The organism is Spiractinospora alimapuensis (assembly GCF_018437505.1).
GTDB classification, from domain to species: Bacteria; Actinomycetota; Actinomycetes; order Streptosporangiales; family Streptosporangiaceae; genus Spiractinospora; species Spiractinospora alimapuensis.
In genome coordinates this window covers 2420959-2441536 of the sequence record NZ_CP072467.1, presented here as the reverse complement: position 1 = coordinate 2441536, position 20578 = coordinate 2420959, and the positions used below count along the sequence as shown (strand labels likewise).

Here is a 20578-nt window from a genome sequence, read left to right as displayed (position 1 = left end):
GTTTGGTTGTTGTGGGTGGTGGGTGGTTGTTTCTTGAGAACTCAACAGCGCGTACGTTTGTTCTTGTGCCTTTATGGTTTGCCCCTGTTTTAGGGGTTCCTTTGATGAACAAGCCGAAACACAGTAACCGTTCTTCGGGATGGTTGGTGTGTTGTGGTTGATTTTGTCGGGAATTAGATTTCTCTAAAGGTTTACACCCGCCCTTTGGTGGGTGTGTTTGGCCTTTGATGGAGAGTTTGATCCTGGCTCAGGACGAACGCTGGCGGCGTGCTTAACACATGCAAGTCGAACGCACCGCACCCTTTCGGGGGTGTTGGTGAGTGGCGAACGGGTGAGGAACACGTGAGTAACCTGCCCCTGACTTTGGGATAAGCCCGGGAAACTGGGTCTAATACCGAATGTTCACTCTTCTCCGCATGGTGGAGGGTGGAAAGGATTCGTCTGGTCGGGGATGGGCTCGCGGCCTATCAGCTTGTTGGTGGGGTGATGGCCTACCAAGGCGGTGACGGGTAGCCGGCCTGAGAGGGCGACCGGCCACACTGGGACTGAGACACGGCCCAGACTCCTGCGGGAGGCAGCAGTGGGGAATTTTGCGCAATGGGCGAAAGCCTGACGCAGCGACGCCGCGTGGGGGATGACGGCCTTCGGGTTGTAAACCTCTTTTCCTTTTGGCGTAGGCCACGGTTTCTGCCGTGGTTGACGGTAGGAGGGGAATAAGGACCGGCTAACTACGTGCCAGCAGCCGCGGTAATACGTAGGGTCCGAGCGTTGTCCGGAATTATTGGGCGTAAAGAGCTCGTAGGCGGCGTGTCACGTCTGCTGTGAAAGCCCGGAGCTTAACTCCGGGTGTGCAGTGGATACGGGCGTGCTTGAGGAAGGTAGGGGAGACTGGAATTCCTGGTGTAGCGGTGAAATGCGCAGATATCAGGAGGAACACCGGTGGCGAAGGCGGGTCTCTGGGCCTTTCCTGACGCTGAGGAGCGAAAGCGTGGGGAGCGAACAGGATTAGATACCCTGGTAGTCCACGCTGTAAACGTTGGGCGCTAGGTGTGGGACCTTTCCACGGGTTCTGTGCCGCAGCTAACGCATTAAGCGCCCCGCCTGGGGAGTACGGCCGCAAGGCTAAAACTCAAAGGAATTGACGGGGGCCCGCACAAGCGGCGGAGCATGTTGCTTAATTCGACGCAACGCGAAGAACCTTACCAAGGTTTGACATCGCCCTTATATCCACAGAGATGTGGTGCCCTTCGGGGGTGGGTGACAGGTGGTGCATGGCTGTCGTCAGCTCGTGTCGTGAGATGTTGGGTTAAGTCCCGCAACGAGCGCAACCCTTGTTCCATGTTGCCAGCACGTCATGGTGGGGACTCATGGGAGACTGCCGGGGTCAACTCGGAGGAAGGTGGGGATGACGTCAAGTCATCATGCCCCTTATGCCTTGGGCTGCAAACATGCTACAATGGCCGGTACAGCGGGGTGCGAAGCCGTGAGGTGGAGCGAATCCCGAAAAGCCGGTCTCGGTTCGGATCAGGGTCTGCAACTCGACCCTGTGAAGGTGGAGTCGCTAGTAATCGCGGATCAGCATTGCCGCGGTGAATACGTTCCCGGGCCTTGTACACACCGCCCGTCACGTCATGAAAGTTGGTAACACCCGAAGCGTGTGTCCCAACCCGTAAGGGAGGGAGCGCGCGAAGGTGGGACCGGCGATTGGGACGAAGTCGTAACAAGGTAGCCGTACCGGAAGGTGCGGCTGGATCACCTCCTTTCTAAGGAGCCTCAACCTTCAAGACAGGCTCGCAGTCACATCACACTCGCGTGATGTGCCGACCTGTCGGGTGGCTCGAAAGTGGACACACACCCGCGGGGTGTGTGGGGTGTCAAGAACTTACGGTCCTCCATGGTCATGCTCTGCGGAGTGTGGGTGTGGGGGGCGCGCTGTTGGGCTCTGAAGAAGCCACTGCCCGTTTTGGGTGGGTTTCTTTCCGGGCTGTCTGCTGTTCACGGTTGTGGGTGGTGGGTGGTCGCGGGTGGGGTTTTGGTTTGTGGATAGTGTGCGCGAGTGTCTTGTTGTTGTGGTGGTCAAGTGAGTGTGGCATACGGTGGATGCCTTGGCACCAGGCGCCGATGAAGGACGTGGGAGGCCGCGATAGTCCACGGGGAGTTGTCAACCGGGCGTTGATCCGTGGGTGTCCGAATGGGGAAACCTGGCTCGAGTCATGTCGAGTCGCTGCCGTCTGAATGTATAGGGCGGTTGGTGGTGACGCGGGGAAGTGAAACATCTCAGTACCCGTAGGAAGAGAAAACAATACGTGATTCCCTGAGTAGTGGTGAGCGAAAGGGGATGGTGGCTAAACCATGCGCGTGTGATAGGCGGCGGCCGTTGCGTGTGTGGGGTTGTGGGAGCATGCTGGATCCTTCTGCCGGAGGGTCGCGTGTCATCGTGGGGTAGTCGAAGTCGTTGGGATGCGACGCCGGAGTGGGTGAGAGTCCCGTAGGCGAAGTTTCACGGTGGTGTGTGGGTGTGTTTCCCGAGTAGCGCGGGGCTCGAGGAATCCCGTGTGAATCTGGCAGGACCATCTGTCAAGCCTGAATACGTCCTGGTGACCGATAGTGGATTGAGTACCGTGAGGGAATGGTGAAAAGTGCCCCGGTGAGGGGTTGTGAAATAGTTCCTGAAACCGTGTGCTGTCAAGCCATCAGAGCCTGATGCTTTTGTGTTGGGTGATGGTGTGCCTTTTGAAGAATGAGCCTGCGAGTCATGCTGTGTGGCGAGGTTAACCCGTGTGGGGGAGCCGTAGCGAAAGCGAGTCTTAAATGGGCGTCTGAGTCGCGTGGTGTGGACCCGAAGCGGAGTGATCTACCCATGTCCAGGGTGAGGCGGCTGTAAGAGGTCGTGGAGGCCCGAACCCACCGGGGTTGAAAACCCGGGGGATGAGGTGTGGGTAGGGGTGAAAGGCCAATCAAACTCCGTGATAGCTGGTTCTCCCCGAAATGCATTTAGGTGCAGCGTTGTGTGGTTCTTGGCGTGTGGTAGAGCGACTGGTTGGTTGATGGGCCCGCGAGGGTTACTGATGTCAGCTAAACTCCGAATGCCGTCAAGTGGAGCATGGCAGTGAGACTGCGGGGGATAAGCTTCGTGGTCGAGAGGGAAACAGCCCAGATCTCCGGTTAAGGCCCCTAAGGGTGTGCTGAGTGGGTAAGGTTGTGGAGTTGCAGAGACAGCCAGGAGGTTGGCTTAGAAGCAGCCATCCTTGAAAGAGTGCGTAATAGCTCACTGGTCGAGTGGTTCTGCGCCGACGATGTAGCGGGGCTAAGCACACCGCCGAAACCGAGAAGCTAGCCTTTGTGGCTGGTTGGTAGGGGAGCGTCCTTCACGCGGTGAAGCATTGGTGTGAACCGGTGTGGAGTGTGGGGGAGTGAGAATGCAGGCATGAGTAGCGAAACCAACGTGAGAAACGTTGGCGCCGATTGACTAAGGGTTCCTGGGGCAGGTTAATCCGCCCAGGGTGAGTCGGGGCCTAAGGCGAGGCCGACAGGCGTAGTCGATGGATGACGGGTTGATATTCCCGTACCCGCATACACGCGCCCGATACTGAAACTCTTGATACTAACCATGGAATCGTGCTTCGCTCCCTTCGGGGGGTGTTGTTGTGGTTCTGTGGGACCTGAGGGGGGAGTAGGTAAGTGATGGGGTGACGCAGAGGGGTAGCTCTACCCGGCGATGGTTGTCCGGGGGTAAGCGTGTAGCCCGAGGCCTAGGTAAATCCGGGTCTCATAGGGGTGAGGCGTGATGCCGAGCCGTTGTGGTGAAGTGAGTGATCCCGTGCTGCCGAGAAAAGCCTCTAGCGAGTGTGTGTGCGGCCCGTACCCGAAACCGACGCAGGTGGTCAGGTTGAGTAGACCGAGGCGTTCGGGTGAACCATGGTTAAGGAACTCGGCAAATTGTCCCCGTAACTTCGGGAGAAGGGGAGCCCCGGCCGGTGATACGCCGTGCGTGTTGAGCTGGTGGGGGTCGCAGAGGCCAGGGAGAAGCGACTGTTTATTAAAAACACAGGTCCGTGCGAAGCCGTAAGGCGCGGTATACGGACTGACGCCTGCCCGGTGCCGGAACGTTAACAGGACTGGTTAACCCTTTGGGGTGAAGCTGGGAATGTAAGCGCCGGTAAACGGCGGTGGTAACTATAACCATCCTAAGGTAGCGAAATTCCTTGTCGGGTAAGTTCCGACCTGCACGAATGGCGTAACGACTTCTCCGCTGTCTCAACCATGGGCCCGGTGAAATTGCACTACGAGTAAAGATGCTCGTTTCGCGCAGCAGGACGGAAAGACCCCGGGACCTTCACTGCAGCTTGGTATTGGTGTTTGGGTGGGTTTGTGCAGGATAGGTGGGAGCCGGTGAAACCTTCACGCTAGTGGGGGTGGAGGCGTTGGTGAGATACCACTCTGATCTTCTTGGGCACCTCAACCTCGGTCCGTGATCCGGATCAGGGACAGTGCTTGGTGGGCAGTTTAACTGGGGCGGTTGCCTCCCAAACGGTAACGGAGGCGCCCAAAGGTTCCCTCGGCCTGGTTGGAAACCAGGTGGTGAGTGTAAGTGCTTAAGGGAGCTTGACTGTGACACTGACGGGTGGAGCAGGTGCGAAAGCAGGGACTAGTGATCCGGCACTCCCGTATGGAAGGGGTGTCGCTCAACGGCTAAAAGGTACCCCGGGGATAACAGGCTGATCTTCCCCAAGAGTCCGTATCGACGGGATGGTTTGGCACCTCGATGTCGGCTCGTCGCATCCTGGGGCTGAAGCGGGTCCCAAGGGTTGGGCTGTTCGCCCATTAAAGCGGCACGCGAGCTGGGTTTAGAACGTCGTGAGACAGTTCGGTCCCTATCCGCTGCGCGCGTTGGAGACTTGACAGGAGCTGTCCCTAGTACGAGAGGACCGGGATGGACGAACCTCTGGTGTGCCAGTTGTCCCGCCAGGGGCATGGCTGGTTGGCTACGTTCGGAACGGATAACCGCTGAAAGCATCTAAGCGGGAAGCCGTCCTGGAGATGAGGTCTCCCACCACCATCGAGTGGGTAAGGCCCCCTAGAGACCATGGGGTTGACAGGCCAGACGTGGAAGCCCAGCAATGGGTGGAGCTGACTGGTGCTGATAGGCCGAGGGCTTGCCCACCACAACACACTGGACACTCGCGCACACACACGACACACACCCCCCCGAGGGTCCCCACACACGCACAAACACGTGTGCACGGGAACACCCCACAACAGGGGTGTGTGACCGCGAACCACACGAACGTGCGGTGGTGACAGCGGAAGGGAAACACCCGGACCCATTCCGAACCCGGCAGTTAAGCCTTCCAGCGCCGATGGTACTACCCCCACGCCGGGGCGGGAGAGTAGGACACCGCCGCACAACACCACAAAGAAAAGCGTGAGCGCCTCGTCGACCGATCATTGATCAGGTCCGAGACGCTCACGCTTTTTCGTGCTGTCATTCTGTCAGTTCGGTTGTTGAACCCTCACATTTGTCCCTCGCGCGGTACGCACTCCTTCTTCGTCGACTTTGGTCGGTACGTTCGGCCGTGGAAAAAGAAGGCGATCCGTTTCGGATAAATGGCCCCGAAACATCATGCCAACCACCAGTAACTGTGCTGGCCACCACCTCATGGCCAGTAGGCTCACAGGGAGGGCGGCGCGCTTTGAGTTTGGGTTAGGGGTAGATGTACTGGTGAGTACGGAAGCTGCGGCACGGATCGGCCGCTTCACGCTCGACAACGGGTTGCGGATTGTCACCGCGCCCGCCGCGACGGGCCAGGTTGCCGCGGTGAACCTCTGGTACGGGGTGGGGTCTCGGTTCGAGACGCCGGGCCGTACCGGTTTCGCGCACCTGTTCGAGCACCTGATGTTCCAGGGCAGCGGAAACGTCGACAAGGGCGAACACTTCGACGCGATCGAGCGGCTGGGCGGAGAGATCAACGCCTCGACCTCGACGGACCGGACCAACTATTTCGAGACCGTTCCCGCGCACGGTTTGGACCTCGCCCTGTGGCTGGAGGCCGACCGACTGCACACCCTTCGGGAGGGTGTCACCCAGGAAGTGCTGGACAACCAGCGCGACGTGGTGAAGAACGAGCGGCGTCAACGGTACGACAACGTTCCCTACGGAACCGCGCTCGAGCTCATCCTGAAGCTCGGGTACCCCGAAGGGCACCCGTACCACCACCCGACCATCGGGTCCATGGCGGACCTGGACGCGGCCGACCTCGAGTACGTGCTTTCCTTCCACGAGCGCCACTACGGCCCGGACAACCTCGTCCTCACCGTGGTGAGCGACCTGGAGGACGCCGACATCCGAGAGCGGGTCGAGCGCTACTTCGGTCGGATCCCCCGTCGCGAGGAGCTCGCGGTCGCCCCGGACGCCTCCCTCGAAGGTCCGATCGGCGGCCCGCGCCGTGAGGTCGTCACCGAGGAGTGCCCCGCGCCCGCGGTGTACCTGGGCTACCGGGTGGGTGAGTACGGCAGCCGCGAGTTCGACATCATGCACCTGGCCGGCGTCGTCCTCGGGCAGGGACAGGGAAGTCGCCTGTACCGCAAGCTGGTGGTGGAGCGTGGGATCGCGGTGGACGACGGCGGCGCGGCCGCCTTCCCGCTGCCCTTCCGCTACACCCCGAGCCTGCTCATGTTCTCCATGTTCGCCCGGGAGGGCGTCAGCGGCGAGGAGCTCACCGAGGCCATCCTCGCCGAGGTGGAGCAGTTGGCGGAGTCCGGTGTGACAGCCGAGGAGATGGAGCGCGCTCGGGCGCTGCTGGAGCGGGACCACCTGCAGGGGCTGTCCTCGCCGAGCATGCTCGCCGACGCTCTGGGGAGCTGCGAGCAGTTGTTCGATGACCCCGCGCTCGCCTACACGTGGCCGGACCGGTGGGCGTCCATCACGGCAGAGGAGATCGCCGACGTGGCCGGGCGACTCCTTACGGCGGAGAACCGGTTGGAACTTCGGTTCGAGCCGCTGACCCCAGCCGAGTAAGCGCCAACAGACCCGCGGAAACCCGCCAGCGATGAGGATAAGCGCGTGAGTACACTCCAGCCCCGCCCGACCCTGGGCGCCCCACAGCCTTACACCTTCCCCGACCTCAACCGCTTGGACGTCGGCAACGGCAGCGTGATCGCGATCGATCTGCCGGGCCAGCCCTACGCGTCGCTTCGTCTGATCCACCCGTCTGGCGCCCTGGCGGAGCCCGACGGCCACGCGGGAGTGGCGACCCTGGTGGGGGAGACGCTGGAGGACGGGATCGAGGGCAACAGCTCTCTCGCCCCGCAGCTCGAGCGCTTCGGCGCCGAGTGGTACTGCCGGGTGTCCTGGGACAGCTTCGTCTCTGGCGTGGACGCCCCGGTGAACCGGCTGGAGGCGGCGACCGCCCTGTTCGCCGAGGCGCTGCGCAGCCCGGCACTGACCAGTGACGACATCGTCCGCCGCCGCGGCCAGTTGGTCGAACGCTTCGCCATCGAGGTGTCCCGGCCGAACGTCATGGCCGGGCGGATGGTCGGCGCGCAGCTCTTCGACGGGCGGCACGCGACGCCGCTCGGTGGTTCCCCGGTGGGCCTGGCCAACCTGGAGCCGGAGGACGTGCGCGCGTTCCACCGTTCCGCGCTCGGCGGCTCCGCGGGGACGTTGGTGATCGTCGGCGACCTCGCCGACGTGGACCTGGAGGGTGTGGGCAAGGCGGTCTTCGGGGACGCGGCGGCCGGGCGACGCCTACCGGCCACGACGCCGGAGCCGGCCTCGAGTGACGCGCCGCGGATCGTGGTGCTGGACCGGCCGGACTCCGTGCAGTCCGCGCTCGTGCTGGCCCAGCGCGCGCCGTCCCGGCGGGACATCGACCTGCCGAGCGCGGAGGGCATGAGCGACGTACTTGGCGGCATGTTCACCTCGCGTCTCAACGGCGAGCTTCGGGAACGGCGGGGGAGTACCTACGGCGTTGGCGCCGGGTTCGACCTGCGGCGTGACAGCGGCGTGTTCCAGATCCGCAGCCAGGTGGAGGGGCCGACGACGGCCGCGTCGCTGTCCACGACGCTCACCGAGATCGCCTGGTTGCAGGCGGAGGGTGTCAAGGAGAGCGAACTGGAGGCGGTTCGGGAGTCCAACACGGTGGGTATGCCGGTGACCTACTCCAACGCGCGTGCTCTGGCGGGCGCCGCGGTGGAGATGGTGGTGCACGACCTCCCCGAGGACCACGTCGACCAACTGCGCGCCGGTTTCGAACGTCTCACCGTCGAGGACCTGGACCGGGCGGCGCGTGAGCTGCTGCGGCCCCGCGAGCAGGTGGCCGTGGTGGTCGGCGACGCCGCGTCCATCGCCGAGCCGCTGCGCGACATCGGGTTCGGTCCGGTCGAGGTCCACGAAGCCGACACCCTGTGGAGCTGACGAAAGCTCCGGTGACGGTCTAGATTGGGCAAAGGTGCGGGAACGCTCCGCATGTGACGGTAGGCGTGGGACGGGACAGAACCCAACGATCTGACTATGGCACCACAACGACTCACCCGAAGATGGCCGAGGCCTGGTATAAAGGGTGATTTGATCGGGTTTCGCTGTCCGGGGATCATGCCGCATGAGGCAGGAGAAGGGGGGCTCCCTGTGCGTACAGCGATCCTGTCCGCCTGCGTCCCGCCGGTCCGCCGTCGGGTGCCCGCCGCGCACACCAACCCAGTAACCCGACCCGCGCCGAACGCGCCATAGCCGTGTCAGCCACCGACGAATCCCAGGCGAAACTGTCGAGCGCACCGCTGGACGCGGTGCGCTCCGAAGCCATGACCGACGCCGAGCTCGCCGATACCGTCGAGACCGACGAGGGCGAGGGCGGCGACAAACGGACGTTGGCCGGCCGGTACCAGCTGATGGAAGAGCTGGGGCACGGCGGCATGGGCGTGGTGTGGCGCGCGCGGGATCTCCTGCTGCGTCGGGACGTCGCGGTCAAAGAGCTGCGGATGCCCGACGACATCAGCTCCACCGAACGCGACGAGCTGGTGGAGCGCACTTCCCACGAGGCGCGGCTGGCGGCCCGGCTGCGGCACCACAACGTCGTCCGCGTACACGAGGTCGTGAACGAGGACCGCCGGCCGTGGATCGTGATGGAGCTGGTGACCGCGCAGACCCTGGGCGAGGTCATCGCCAAGGCGGGCGGACCCCTGCCCTACCAGCGGGTGGCAGAGATCGGTCTGCAACTGATCAGCGCACTGTCCGCCGCGCACGACGAAGGCATCGTGCACCGGGACGTGAAACCGGACAACGTGCTCATCGCCGATAACGGCCGAGTCGTGTTGACCGACTTCGGGCTCGCCGTGTGGGCCGGAGCACAGTCCCTCACCGCCTCTGGCCGCGTGGTGGGTTCGCCGGCCTACATTCCGCCCGAGCGGGCCCAGGCAGGGACGGTGGGCCCGGCGTCGGACCTGTGGTCGCTGGGAGCCACGCTCTACACCGCGGTCGACGGGTACCCGCCGTACGACCGGAAAGGCTATATCTCGATCCTGCGGGGCGAGGAGCTGTCGGATCCGAAACCGGCGCGGACGGCTGGTCCGCTGAGCCCGGTGCTGGAGGGGCTGCTGCACGTCCGGCCCGAGGATCGGCTCACGGCCGAGAACGCCACCAAGATGCTCCGCATCGCGGCCCTGGCTCCGCCGACGCAGGACGGGGAGGAAGAGCCCGAGGCGGAGCCTGAGGAGCCGCCATGGCGCGGTGAGGCCGAGGGCTCGGCCGAGGAAGCCGCCGAGGATGACGGGGATCGTGCCGGGGATGAGCGGTCGGAGACGGACGGCCCGTCCGCGCGGGGGCAGCTCACCCTGGCTATCCAGGAGTCGCTGCACGACTCGGTGTCCTCGCTGTCGGGGACGGTGTCCTCGGCGTTCTACCGGGGGAGCCACGCCCGCCGTCATGAGTCGGTGAGCGAGCTGCTGGTGTCCATCCGCGAGTCGACCGACAACCTTGGCCTCACCAAGACCGGGCGGCATCGGGACCCGGAGTCCTCCGGACGCTCCCGCCATGTCGCCATCGCCGTTGCCATCACCATCGTCGCCCTGCTCTGCATCATCCTGTGGGGCCTCGTCGCCCGGTAGGGGTGACTCCGCTTCACTGGTGTGTCCGGCCCCGAGGACGGGAGGGTGTGTCCCCGGGGCCGGGGTTTGTGGGGGTTAGGTGGTGGTGAGTTTGGCGGTGATGGTGTGGTGGTTGGTGAATTTGAGTGCGCGCCACCAGTCGGCGTGTGCTTCGACGAGCCACAAGCCTTGGCCGTTTTCGGGGAGTTCTCCGTCCGCATTACCGCGTGGTTGTTTGTAGGGCGGGTAGGGGGCTCCGTTGTCGGTGACGCTGAGGTAGAGGGTCGAGTCCTGGAATTCGGTGTGGACGGTGTAGGTGCCGCCTGGGCGTCCGCTGCGTGAGTGCTTGATCGCGTTGGTCGCGAACTCCGAAGCGATGAGGACCGCGCGGTCGACCGTGTCGGCGTCGATCCCTCGGAGTGCGCATTGTTCACGCACCCACGCCCGGGCGAGCGCGACGGTTTCCGCAACACCGTCCAGGGTCTTCCGCGGGGTTGTCGGAGTGATGGGCCTCATCGCGCACCACCACCCACAACACGCATAGGTCCGGTCGCGAGCACCGACGACACCGTGGAGGGGTGCGTCAACGCCACCCCGCAGGACCGGCAGCACATCCACGCCACCGACTCCATGACGTAACGCCGGATCCGCGCGGGGCCACGACGGCGAAACCAGTTACGACCGTTAGGGTCAGACATGTCCATTGGGGCTCCTATCCCGATGGGCCACGCCCCCGGAGCCGATCGCTCGCGGGGGTCTTGGCTATTGGCTCCTTGATATATGACTTGGCTAGCACTGGCCAGGAGCATTACCAATCCGCATCCACAGTCAATTGTTGATCTTGGAATGTATTGATGGTGTGCTGTAGCGTTCTGAAATGACGTTGAACAGTGGGGAGCAGAGGCGTCGACTGGGGCGTGAGATCCGGCGTCGCCGCAATCAAGCACGCCTTTCACAGGGATCAGTGAGTGAGTCCCTGGCGTGCGCGCAAACGACAGTGAGTTCTTGGGAGAGAGGGACACGGCTCCCAAAAGTGGACGATCTGGCCCGCCTTGATGGCCTGTTTAATACAGGTGGGTCCCTTGTCCAATTCCTGCATGTCCTGGAAGAGGACAGCTACGGCTACCCGTCTTGGTCCCGAGACTTCGTCGCGGCCGAAGCGGACGCTTCGGAAATTCGTAGCTACCAGCCACTCGTCGTGCCGGGGCTGCTGCAGACGCCGGAGTATTCCCGTGCGCAGATTCGGATTGGGCAGCCCACCGCGCCAACCTCCAGCATCGATGAACTGGTCAAAGGGCGAGAAAAGCGCCAGAAGCTTGTGGCGTCTGATGGTGGGCCACTGATCTCAGCGATCGTCGAGGAGCATGTTCTGCGCCGTCCGCTCGGCGGGTGGGCGGTCCTGCGGGGGCAACTCACGCACCTGTTGGATGTCGCAGAGTCACCACGCATTACACTCCAAGCCGTGCCCATGGACTCTGAGGTGCATTTCGGTATGGATGGGTCCTTCATCCTGCTCAAGGTTCCCAACCGGGGCCAGATGGTGTACCGCGAGACTCGTGTGGACTCCAGCCCGCGGGAGGATTCCGAAGCGCTGGAAACGTACTTTGGGCTCTTCGCAGCCCTCAGCGCGCATGCCCTCACACCAGATCAATCATGCGGCCTCATCGACCGGATCAGGAGCGAAATCAATGATGGACGAGCGGTGGACTAAGGCCTCGTACAGCCAAGGTGGGGCAGACAACTGCGTTGAGTGCCGTTCCGAGACTGGCCAGGTCCTCATCCGTGACACCCAGTACCGCCACCTTGGCCACCTGACTGTCCCCACCACCGAATGGCGGGCGTTCCTGCACGCGGTCCGTGGCGGCGAGCTCGGCTAGCACCCCTCGAGTGATGCGCGCGGGTTACCACCCGCGCGCCCTGGTCTGTCCTGCGGAAAAGGTTCCCCTGGGCGCGGGGTGCCCCCCTTCAGCACAGCGTACTTTTCGCGAGCCCGTTCCGCTGAGGGCCGTCCACAGGCCTGGTCGCTCTCTGATGCCGGGTTTCTCGCCCCTCCCCGCCGGGCATCCAGGGGTCAACCCGTACCCCTTCCACGGGAGGCCCAATGCACCAGTGGCACACGTCCAGCTACTCCCAAAACCGTGGAAACTGCGTGGAGTGCCGTACCGTGACCGGCCAGGTCCTCGTCCGTGATACCCAGCATCGCCACCTGGGCCACCTCACCCTTCCCGCCACCGAGTGGCAGGCGTTCCTGCACGCCGTCCGCCGCGACGAACTGTGAACCCTCACCCCTGAAGAAGAGACCAAGCCTCAACGGCCACGCTTCGCGTGCTGCCCAGTTTGTGGCAACTCCGGTCGCTCTCGGGAACCACTTCCTGGCCTGGTGCCCTGGCTGGGGATTCAGCGTCTGAATGAAGCGCTTCCGGAGGTGGCGGTGTTTCGTTCGGGGGCGATTGAGGTTATGGGCGCAGGGTGAGGGCGCGGTATATGGCGGCGACGCTGGCTCCGCCGACGAGTTCGCCGTTGTCGATCATGGTGACGGCGTGGGTGAGGGGGAACCAGCGCACGTCGGCGGTCTCGTTGCGATCCGGTGCGGTCGCGGTGGGTTGCGCTCCGCGTGCGAGGTAGATCGCCTGTGGGTGGTCGATGGAGCCGAGGGCGGGTTGGAAGGTGACCAGGTGTTCCATGGTCTTGGGGCGCCACCCGGTTTCCTCTTCGACCTCGCGGGCGGCAGCGGCGGCGATGTCCTCGGCTTCGTCGACGTAGCCACCAGGGAGCTCCCAAACCCACCTGTCGATGATGAACCGGTGTCGACGTAGCAAGAGCACTTCCTCGGCGTCGTTGAGGACCAGTGTCATGGCGGCGGGTGGCATGCGCACCACGTACTGGCAGAACTCGGTCCCATCGGGCAGCCGCACATCAACCTGCGACAGGTGGATGTGCCGGTTCTCATCCACCAACCGATGATTGTGAATTTCCCATACGCCATCAGCCACACCGCCAGGCTACCTCACCATCCACCAACGGATACCGAACCCCCGAACGTTGGTTCGATGATTCCGTGTATTGGACTCTCAAGGGAATATGTGTTTTCGATGAATGGAGGAATTATGACAATTATCGAATCGCGGCCGGTGGGTATAGTGCGACGGAACCCCCGGGATCTCATCACCGAGGAGCTGTACGACCGGCTGGTGCGTCGGATCGTCAAGGAGGAGAACGTGGCCCCCGAATATGCGGGCCGAGTGATGGACCAGGCGCTTGCCTTCCTCGCGGCCTGTGGTGAGAACCCTGGCCTGGGGCTGTCGCCGTCCCGAAGTGTCGATGTCGGATGGCACACATTCATTCTCTATACACGGCATTACGCGGAGTTCTGTGCTCGTGTCGCGGGACGTTTCATTCACCACGAACCGACCGACTATCCAGGCGCCGAGGGCGGGACCACACTCCGCGATACGGTAAGCACCATCGAACGCGCCGGATATCCAGTCGACGTTCCGCTGTGGAACCACAGCGGAGTCATGGACTGCGAATTCGAGCAGTCCGGAAACGAAGATTGCTCGCAATGCCACAAAGGATGCACTGACAGCAACTCGAAGTAGGACGAATCAACCCTGAACCATGGAAGCACTTCGCGATTCGTGGGACGAGCTTCCACGAACACTACGAACACATGTGGAGACCGTGGTCGGGCCAGTCACCGCAGCGACCACCGTATCGAGCGGAATGAACTCGTCCCTGGCCACGGTCCTGCACACCGCCGACACCACGTACTTCGTCAAGGGCCTGCGCCGCGACCATCCACGCGTCCGCGCCCACAACAAAGAAGCCGTCATCAACCCCTACGTCACACCACTCGCCCCGCGTCTACTGTGGCGCGTCGACGCCGACGGGTGGCGGCTCCTCGGCTTCGAGCATGTCAGCGGGCGCATCCCCAATTATGCTCCGCAATCCCCCGACCTCGACATCCTCACCGACGCCATCAACCGCGTCTCCGCGACACCACCACCAGCGATTCCCTTCGTGCAGCTTCCCGAACGCCTCCGTGACTACGCCACCGACCGGCAACTCCGAACCCTGAGAGGCGACGCACTCCTACACACCGACCTCAACCCCCACAACATCCTCATCACCAGAGAACGCACCCACATCCTGGACTGGGCCATGGCCACCACCGGGCCCGCATGGTGCGAACCCGCCTTCGCGATCCTCCGCCTCATCCACGCCGGGCACACCCCCCACCAAGCCGAACAATGGGCCATCCGCTTCCCCCAATGGCGCACCACACCACCAGAAGCCATCACACTGTTCGCCACACTCATGACCCGCCTGTGGCAGCACTTCGCCACGAGCAACCCCGCACCCTGGCGCACCGAACTCGCCACGCACGCCCACACCTGGCACACCCACCGAACCACCCACCACTAAGCCATCACCCGCACCCAAAACCAACGCAGACAACCTGCTCAACGGCCACGCTTCGCGTGCTGCCCAGTTTGTGGCAACTCCGGTCGCTTTCGGGAACCACTTCCTGGCCTGGAGCGGGGTGGGCGGGCTGTTCCGATGGGCTCCGGAGGGATTCGAAGGGAACGGCAGCGCGGCCCACGTTGTTCGGTGAGGATGGCACCATGACCCCTCACGACTTCCGGCGCGGCGGGGAAGCCGGCACCCACACACCCCGGACGCTGGACACCGGCCTCCGTGCCGACGCACCCACCGGCAACAGCGCCCAGTCCGACGTGCCCCAGAGCGTGGCCGACGGTATCCGCGCGACCACCGCGCACCTCATCGCCCTCGACACCCGCATCGGAGCCGAGTTCCTCGTTCCCGCCGCGGTGCGCGCGGCGACGGCGGCCCGCAGGACAGCGCGCCGCGACCCCGAGTCCGGGCGGGACACCCTTGCCGCGGCGGCCGAAGCGAACCAGGTCGCGGGCTGGATCACCTACGACGCGGAACACCAGACGCTGTCACGTCACCTGAGCCGGGAGGCGTTCGTCCTCGCCCGCACCGCCGGTGACCGGCCCTTGGCGCACTTCGCTCTCAGCCAGTTAGCCATGCAGAACGTGCACCTGCGCCAACCGGTCGAGGCCGAACACATCTGCGACACCGCGCTCCAGGAAACCCGGCGGGGGAGCGTCCGCACCCTCTTCACGCTTCGGAAGGCGCGGGCGGCCGCCCAGCAGGGAGACCACACCCGCGCTCGAGAGCTGATCGGCCGAACCTACAGCTCCCACCAGGACGGCCCGCGCCGAGGCGACCCGTCCTGGACCTGGTGGCTCACCGAGGCCGAGATCGCGTGGCACCACGCCATGATCCACGCCGACGCGGACGACTGGGACGGCACCATCGAACGCTTCTCCGCCGCCACCGAGCACCCCGCCGGCTACGAGCGGGCGGTGTTCGTCGCCCAGACCAGCCTGCTCTGGGCACTGGCGCGCGCGGGAGCGTGGACCGACGCCGAGGCCGTGCTGGTCAACGACGTCCTTCCTCTCCAGGGAACGGTGGGGTCGGTTCGGTCCGCCCGGCTGCTCGCCGAGACCAGACACATACTGGACCGTGTGCACAGCCGGCCCACCCTGCGCGAGACCGCCCGTCAACTCGCCCCACACCACGAATGGCCCCACTCCGCATCCCAGGGTGGAGATCGTCGGCGTCGGCCCGGTGCGGGCTAGCCACCGCGGATCCCGTCCAGGAGATAGGTGGTGCGGCGGTCATAGCCGTCCCTGGGAGGCCGGTCGCCGTGCTTGAGGGCGAGGGCGTTGTCGACGACGAGGGCGTGGAGATCGTCCGCCGTGAACTCCGGGCGGAGCGCCCCGCAGGCCCGCCCCGCCGCGATGAGTTCGTCGTTGGCCTCACTTCCGGCCCGGCAGATGGTCATGAGCTGCTGCGAGTGCGGATACGTGCGTAATAGGACGTCGTTGACGGCGGGCTGGCGGTACTGGAGGTCCCGGAGCGCGGTGAAGTAGTACGTGATCCGCTCGCCGACGTCGTCGATGCTCCGCGAGTGATCGATGACGGCGAGCAGCTCCGTGGCGACGACCTCTTCGATGACGGCCTCGATGAGACCGATCCGCCCGCCGAAGCGGTTGAAGATCGTCGCCTTGCTCACCCCTGCCGCACGGGCGACCTCCTCCAACGGGACGGTCAGGCCCCGCCCCTGGAACGCGTCGATCGCCGCCGCGCGGATCTGCTCGGAGTTGCGCCTGGCGTCGGCGCGCAACCGGGATTCCGAAGGCACGGCCAAGGCCCTCACCATCTCTCGCGGTCGCCCCGCATCGTAATTTGACTCCTATGGTCAGCTTACCTACGGTCGATGGCGGAAGGTAACTTGACCACCCTGGTCAGGTTGTGACGCCGCCTACGGCCGCCACGGGCGCTGTGGGCACCGAGGGAGAGGCCACGCACATGATCGTTGTCACCGGCGCTACCGGTGGGCTGGGCGGTGCCACCGTCGAGCACCTCCTCAAGCGCATGCCCGCCGACCAGATCGGAGCCAGCGTGCGCGACGTCGCCAAGGCGCGGCATCTCACCGATCGCGGCGTGCGCGTGCGGCAGGGCTCCTACGAGGACCCGGCCGCGCTGCGCGACTCGTTCGCCGGTGCCGAGCAGGTCCTTCTGGTGTCCGGCAACGACCCTGCCGCCGACATGGTCGGTCTGCACCGCAATGCCATCGAAGCGGCTGTCGAGGCCGGCGCCCGCCGCATCGTGTACACGAGCCAGCAGGGCGCCGTCGCCGGCAACCCCTACCAACCGTCGGACATTCACATCCACACCGAGGCGATCCTCGCCGAATCCGGAGTCGCCTGGACCGCCCTGCGCAACGGCGCCTACGGCCCACTCGACCAGGTCCTGGGGCCGTGGCAGCGGACCGGGGAGATCGCCCAACCACAAGACGGTCCCGTCCCGTACACCGACCGTGCCGACACAGCGGAGGCCACGGCGGCCGTCCTCGCCGGCGACCGCTCCTTCGACGGCCCCATCACCCTCACCGCGCCGACGGCCGTCACCTTCGACGATCTCAGCCAGATCGCCTCGGACCTCACCGGTCGCACCATCAAGCGCACCGTCGTGGACGACGAACGATGGGTCGCCGACCAGATCACGGTCGGAGTCCCGGAGCCGGCGGCCCGACTCATGCTCACTTGGTACCAGGCCGCCCGCGCCGGTTACTTCGCCGACGCCGACCCTCTCCTGACCGAACTCCTCGGCCGGGAGCCCCGCACCGCTACCGATCGGCTCGCGGCCCACCTCGCAGCCTGAGGATTCACGTCCGGCGACAACCCCGTCCAGTTCACCGCAGGGCGCGTGCGGTCCTCGCCACTGAGCGGCGGGCGTTTCCGCACACCGTCCACCGCGACGAACCGAGGCCCCCGCCCTGCGAGTAAAGGCCAAGACGCACATGCCACGCTGCGCGTGCTGGCCAACGTGTGGCAACTCCGGCCGCTCTCGGGACCCACTTCCTGGCCTGGTGCCCGGAGTTAGTACTCAGTGGTTGGTCTCATTCACCGTGTCGCAGTATCGCGGCGATGCGTTGGGCGCCGCCGCGCGCCAGCCAGGTGGGGAAGTCCTTGAGGTGTGGGTGCCGCGCGCGGAGGGCGGGGATGTCGGCCTGCCAGAGCCCACGCTCCGCCGACAACTCTTCGGCGAGTCGTAGTACCGGGGCGTGCGCGTCGTCGAGCTCCGCACCCATCCCGCTCGATTCCCCTGTCCACTGGCGGTACGTCACGGGGTGGCCGGTCGCCTCGCTGATGAGCTCGACGATTCGAGTTGAGGGGAGCTCGTCTCCGGCGAGTTCGATGGCCTGACCGACGTACTCCTCCGGGTGGTCGAGCGCGAGGGCGACGAATGCCCCGATGTCATCCACGGCGATGAGTTGTACGGGAACGTCGGGAGCGAACACGTGGACGAGTTCCCCGTCATCGATGCCGCCGAGGGGAGCGCGCACGGTGTGGTTCTCCATGAACCGCACTGGACGGAGCACGGTGGCGGGGATTCCGCTCGCGTCGAGGTGACGTTCGATCTCCCACTTGCTCTCCCAGAACGGCAGTCCCGTGGATCGTTCCGCCGCGCCGACCGAGGCGAACACGAAGTGCCGCACGTCCTGGCGTACCGCGGCGTCCACGAGGTTCGTCCCCTGGCGGATCTCGCGTGCCGGGTCCGTCTCGTTGGGCGTGACGGCGAACACCGCCGACACGGGCCGCATCGCCTGGTCGAGTGTCTCTGGGGATTCGATGTCTCCCGCCACGAGCGTGGCCCCGGCCCGTGCGAGGCGAGTGGCGGCGGCGGATTCAGGGGTGCGCACCAGAGCGTGTACATCCCATCCCGCGGCGAGCAGGTGGGTGGCGGCGGCGCCCCCCTGCTGTCCGGTAGCCCCGGTGACCAGCACTTTCGGTCGAGCGTCGTGCATGGCGTGCCCCTAACTGTCGGATAAACGGAGGGTCCCTCCGGAAATATACGGAGGCGGACTCCGGTTTGTAAAATCGCCGTGTGGCCACTACTTCAGAGCCGAACGCGCCGCATCTCCGGGCGGACGCGCAGCGCAACCGGGACCGTTTGCTCGCCGACGCGCACCGAGTGTTCACCGAAGCCGGGACGGACGCGCCCCTGGAGGAGGTCGCGCGCCGCGCCGGGGTGGGGATCGGGACGCTCTACCGGCACTTTCCGACGCGGGAGGCCCTCCTGCGCGCCCTCCTCCACCAACGCTTCGCCACCCTTCGGGAACAGGGCGACACGGTGGCCCGAGAGGAGTCCCCACGGGGCGCCCTCGTCGCCTGGCTCGAACTCCTGACCGCGCACGTGACCACCTACCGCGGCCTCGCGGCGACGCTGCTCGCCAGCGGCACGGACCGGAACTCCGAACTGCACGAGGCCTGCTCCCAAGCCCAGGAAAGTGGAGCGGCTCTGCTGCGCCGGGCCCAAACCGCGAGAGTCGCCCGGGAGGACGTGACGGCCGAGGAGCTGTTTCTCCTGGTCGGCGGCGTGGCCTGGGCGGCACAGCAGAGCGGTGGCCAGACGACCCCCCGCCGCCTGGCGGACGTCGCCCTTCGCGGGATCCTCGTTGGCGCAGAGGACCAGAGCGAGTGAGCGAATCGACGTCGTGACTTCTCGTTCAGAACCCATTGGCGAGGCTCCCGCTCCGCGCTAGGTTCACGCAGCTCTGGCCCGCAGCACAATGCCTTCAGTGTCGTCGTGTCGCGCTCTGGGCAACTGGACCTCAGTCTTTTCAGTCGAAGAAGCCGTAGATCCTGCTGAGCCGGCCCTGCTCTATCACCACAACGTCCTCGCCCGTGGCCGCCGATGGACCGCCGGGCGGGCCGAAGCTCCAGCGGAAGTGCGCGACCTCGTGGTGACAGCGCACCGTACCCAGAATGAAGGCAAAGTTGGGAAACCGCGCCTGCCAGGCGGCGATATAGATGTCGATCGCATCCCTTCCCTGTGACGAGGTGTTGGGGTCGACGTAGCACGCGTCGGGAGTGAAGACCTCGGCACCGATCGTCCGTCTGGCGTGTGATTCGCGCTCGTTCCACACCGAGATGTACGCGGCAAACACATCCGTGTCGGTTTTCTCCGCCGTCATGAGGTCGTCGATTCTGGGCTGAACTGTGTGATCAGCGCGGGGTAGCTGGCTTCTGCTTGGCCATCGGTGATCGCACGGTCCACCAGCGTCTTGAACAGTTTCGGAAGCTCCGCGTTGACACCGAGCCGTTCGCTCTCCTCGATGAGATGTGCCATCCCGCCGGCATGAGTGGTGAGCGTCGCGTCGTTGGCCGGATAGCTGCCACCGTCGACCTGGCCCGCATAATCCTCCAGCCATCCGACCGTTCCCTGCGCCACCTGCGCCGCGAACGGCGTGAAGCTGGCGGCGTCGACGCCAGCGGTGCTGAGCAGGGCGACACCCTGCAGCCAGGCGTTCAGGACGCCCCACATCACGCTCAGTCCGGCGACGTCGTACAGCGAGGACAAGCCATGATCCTCCCCGAGATAGGTGGCGGTCCCAAGCGCGTCGAGAATCGACCGCTGCGCTTCGAACGCGGCCTTTGAGCCACTCAGCAGGATCACCGCCTCGGGGGTGCCAATGGTTGGAGGGACGGCCATGATCGCGCCGTCGAGATACCGAGCCCCCCGCTTTTCGGCCCATCGGGCCATCTCACGCGCCTGCGCGGAGTCGCCCGAGGTGAGATTGACCAGGAGTCGTCCGTCGAGCTGTTCGCCGACCGGGTCAAGCACAGTGTGGAGTGATGGGTAGTCGGAGACACAGAGGAGCGTAACCGGGCTCGCGATGACCGCCCGGTCGACCGAGTCGGCACGTAGCGCCCCCCGGGTTATGAGTTCCTCTGCTTTGTCGGCCGTGCGGTTCCACACGGTGGTCGAATGCCCCGTTTGGAGCAACGTGTCCACCAGTGCCCTCCCCATGAGCCCGAGACCGATGATCGTCACGTCGGAACGAGTCTTTGTGTTCATGGCAACATGGTGGACGTTGATACCGGTGTGAAGGTCAAGG

Annotated in this window: 17 protein-coding genes and 3 rRNA genes; 14 read left to right on the top strand and 6 right to left on the bottom strand. The window is 64.8% G+C overall.

Translation table 11 applies throughout. The annotated features are described in order from the left end of the window. Nucleotides 1-224: 224 nt before the first annotated feature. The 6 genes from J4H86_RS11120 to J4H86_RS11095 all read left to right on the top strand — a co-directional run bounded on the left by J4H86_RS11120 (nt 225) and on the right by J4H86_RS11095 (nt 10101). Nucleotides 225-1763, top strand: a 16S ribosomal RNA gene (locus J4H86_RS11120). A 310-nt stretch (nt 1764-2073) separates the two neighbouring features. Continuing rightward, nucleotides 2074-5165, top strand: a 23S ribosomal RNA gene (locus tag J4H86_RS11115). 125 nt (nt 5166-5290) lie between these two features. Then, a 5S ribosomal RNA gene (gene rrf, locus J4H86_RS11110) occupies nt 5291-5407 on the top strand. Together the 16S, 23S and 5S rRNA genes form the textbook arrangement of a ribosomal RNA operon. Nucleotides 5408-5722: 315 nt before the next feature. Further along, the gene (locus tag J4H86_RS11105) at nt 5723-7018 is read left to right on the top strand and encodes a M16 family metallopeptidase (protein ID WP_394356477.1); all 1296 of its coding nucleotides are present in this window, start codon (nt 5723-5725) and stop codon (nt 7016-7018) included. A 45-nt stretch (nt 7019-7063) separates the two neighbouring features. Then, nucleotides 7064-8416 carry a M16 family metallopeptidase gene (locus J4H86_RS11100; RefSeq protein ID WP_236543422.1) on the top strand — a complete coding sequence of 451 codons (1353 nt, stop codon included), beginning with the start codon at nt 7064-7066 and terminating at the stop codon, nt 8414-8416. Between the two features lie 314 nt (nt 8417-8730). Continuing rightward, nucleotides 8731-10101 (top strand): serine/threonine-protein kinase, encoded by a 1371-nt coding sequence (locus tag J4H86_RS11095; protein WP_236543421.1) that lies wholly within the window; start codon nt 8731-8733, stop codon nt 10099-10101. Between the two features lie 75 nt (nt 10102-10176). Here J4H86_RS11095 and J4H86_RS11090 read toward each other — a convergent pair whose 3' ends face one another. Further along, a complete protein-coding gene (locus tag J4H86_RS11090; protein WP_236543420.1) occupies nt 10177-10596 on the bottom strand; it encodes an ATP-binding protein in 420 nt (139 codons plus the stop codon). Between the two features lie 361 nt (nt 10597-10957). Here J4H86_RS11090 and J4H86_RS11085 point away from each other — a divergent pair, with 361 nt between their 5' ends. From J4H86_RS11085 to J4H86_RS11075, 3 genes are all read left to right on the top strand, one after another. Continuing rightward, nucleotides 10958-11791, top strand: a complete 834-nt coding sequence (locus J4H86_RS11085; RefSeq protein WP_269134555.1) for a helix-turn-helix domain-containing protein — start codon at nt 10958-10960, stop codon at nt 11789-11791. Further along, nucleotides 11712-11957: a DUF397 domain-containing protein gene (locus tag J4H86_RS11080; protein WP_330932519.1), complete on the top strand. Its 246-nt coding sequence runs from the start codon at nt 11712-11714 to the stop codon at nt 11955-11957. The genes J4H86_RS11085 and J4H86_RS11080 overlap by 80 nt, the downstream gene beginning before the upstream one ends. Nucleotides 11958-12181: 224 nt before the next feature. Continuing rightward, nucleotides 12182-12358, top strand: coding sequence for a DUF397 domain-containing protein (locus J4H86_RS11075; protein WP_236543417.1), 177 nt, complete (start codon nt 12182-12184; stop codon nt 12356-12358). Between the two features lie 178 nt (nt 12359-12536). Here J4H86_RS11075 and J4H86_RS11070 read toward each other — a convergent pair whose 3' ends face one another. Continuing rightward, nucleotides 12537-13034 carry an NUDIX domain-containing protein gene (locus J4H86_RS11070; protein WP_394356476.1) on the bottom strand — a complete coding sequence of 166 codons (498 nt, stop codon included), beginning with the start codon at nt 13032-13034 and terminating at the stop codon, nt 12537-12539. 153 nt (nt 13035-13187) lie between these two features. Here J4H86_RS11070 and J4H86_RS11065 point away from each other — a divergent pair, with 153 nt between their 5' ends. The 3 genes from J4H86_RS11065 to J4H86_RS11055 all read left to right on the top strand — a co-directional run bounded on the left by J4H86_RS11065 (nt 13188) and on the right by J4H86_RS11055 (nt 15749). Beyond that, complete coding sequence (locus J4H86_RS11065; RefSeq protein WP_236543415.1) at nt 13188-13679, top strand: glycine-rich domain-containing protein; 492 nt, start codon at nt 13188-13190, stop codon at nt 13677-13679. A gap of 124 nt (nt 13680-13803) precedes the next feature. Next, the gene (locus J4H86_RS11060) at nt 13804-14505 is read left to right on the top strand and encodes a phosphotransferase (protein ID WP_236543414.1); all 702 of its coding nucleotides are present in this window, start codon (nt 13804-13806) and stop codon (nt 14503-14505) included. A 200-nt stretch (nt 14506-14705) separates the two neighbouring features. Then, entirely contained in the window at nt 14706-15749 is a 1044-nt protein-coding gene (locus tag J4H86_RS11055; RefSeq protein WP_236543413.1) for a DNA-binding protein, read from the top strand. Here the strand turns inward: J4H86_RS11055 and J4H86_RS11050 are convergent. Continuing rightward, nucleotides 15746-16333, bottom strand: coding sequence for a TetR/AcrR family transcriptional regulator (locus J4H86_RS11050; protein ID WP_236543412.1), 588 nt, complete (start codon nt 16331-16333; stop codon nt 15746-15748). The two genes, J4H86_RS11055 and J4H86_RS11050, sit on opposite strands and share 4 nt — an antisense overlap. A 149-nt stretch (nt 16334-16482) precedes the next feature. Here J4H86_RS11050 and J4H86_RS11045 point away from each other — a divergent pair, with 149 nt between their 5' ends. Further along, nucleotides 16483-17337, top strand: coding sequence for an NAD(P)H-binding protein (locus J4H86_RS11045; RefSeq protein ID WP_236543411.1), 855 nt, complete (start codon nt 16483-16485; stop codon nt 17335-17337). Nucleotides 17338-17575: 238 nt separating this feature from the next. Here J4H86_RS11045 and J4H86_RS11040 read toward each other — a convergent pair whose 3' ends face one another. Then, on the bottom strand, nt 17576-18484 hold the full coding sequence (locus J4H86_RS11040) for an NmrA/HSCARG family protein (protein WP_236543410.1): 909 nt from the start codon (nt 18482-18484) through the stop codon (nt 17576-17578). Between the two features lie 80 nt (nt 18485-18564). Between J4H86_RS11040 and J4H86_RS11035 the strand changes: the two genes are divergently transcribed. Continuing rightward, complete coding sequence (locus J4H86_RS11035) at nt 18565-19161, top strand: TetR/AcrR family transcriptional regulator (RefSeq protein ID WP_236543409.1); 597 nt, start codon at nt 18565-18567, stop codon at nt 19159-19161. A 139-nt stretch (nt 19162-19300) separates the two neighbouring features. Here J4H86_RS11035 and J4H86_RS11030 read toward each other — a convergent pair whose 3' ends face one another. Both J4H86_RS11030 and J4H86_RS11025 read right to left on the bottom strand, forming a co-directional pair. Then, nucleotides 19301-19654: a nuclear transport factor 2 family protein gene (locus J4H86_RS11030; RefSeq protein ID WP_236543408.1), complete on the bottom strand. Its 354-nt coding sequence runs from the start codon at nt 19652-19654 to the stop codon at nt 19301-19303. Then, nucleotides 19651-20538 carry an NAD(P)-dependent oxidoreductase gene (locus tag J4H86_RS11025; RefSeq protein WP_269134554.1) on the bottom strand — a complete coding sequence of 296 codons (888 nt, stop codon included), beginning with the start codon at nt 20536-20538 and terminating at the stop codon, nt 19651-19653. The genes J4H86_RS11030 and J4H86_RS11025 overlap by 4 nt, the downstream gene beginning before the upstream one ends. Between the last annotated feature and the right edge of the window lie 40 nt (nt 20539-20578).

Bases quoted from the DNA above. Each gene is read 5' to 3' on its own strand.
- J4H86_RS11090 (WP_236543420.1), bottom strand. From the start codon at position 10,596: ATGAGGCCCATCACTCCGACAACCCCGCGGAAGACCCTGGACGGTGTT.
- J4H86_RS11085 (WP_269134555.1), top strand. From the start codon at position 10,958: ATGACGTTGAACAGTGGGGAGCAGAGGCGTCGACTGGGGCGTGAGATC.
- J4H86_RS11080 (WP_330932519.1), top strand. From the start codon at position 11,712: ATGCCCTCACACCAGATCAATCATGCGGCCTCATCGACCGGATCAGGA.
- J4H86_RS11075 (WP_236543417.1), top strand. From the start codon at position 12,182: ATGCACCAGTGGCACACGTCCAGCTACTCCCAAAACCGTGGAAACTGC.
- J4H86_RS11065 (WP_236543415.1), top strand. From the start codon at position 13,188: ATGACAATTATCGAATCGCGGCCGGTGGGTATAGTGCGACGGAACCCC.
- J4H86_RS11060 (WP_236543414.1), top strand. From the start codon at position 13,804: ATGAACTCGTCCCTGGCCACGGTCCTGCACACCGCCGACACCACGTAC.
- J4H86_RS11055 (WP_236543413.1), top strand. From the start codon at position 14,706: ATGACCCCTCACGACTTCCGGCGCGGCGGGGAAGCCGGCACCCACACA.
- J4H86_RS11050 (WP_236543412.1), bottom strand. From the start codon at position 16,333: ATGGTGAGGGCCTTGGCCGTGCCTTCGGAATCCCGGTTGCGCGCCGAC.
- J4H86_RS11045 (WP_236543411.1), top strand. From the start codon at position 16,483: ATGATCGTTGTCACCGGCGCTACCGGTGGGCTGGGCGGTGCCACCGTC.
- J4H86_RS11040 (WP_236543410.1), bottom strand. From the start codon at position 18,484: ATGCACGACGCTCGACCGAAAGTGCTGGTCACCGGGGCTACCGGACAG.
- J4H86_RS11030 (WP_236543408.1), bottom strand. From the start codon at position 19,654: ATGACGGCGGAGAAAACCGACACGGATGTGTTTGCCGCGTACATCTCG.
- J4H86_RS11025 (WP_269134554.1), bottom strand. From the start codon at position 20,538: ATGAACACAAAGACTCGTTCCGACGTGACGATCATCGGTCTCGGGCTC.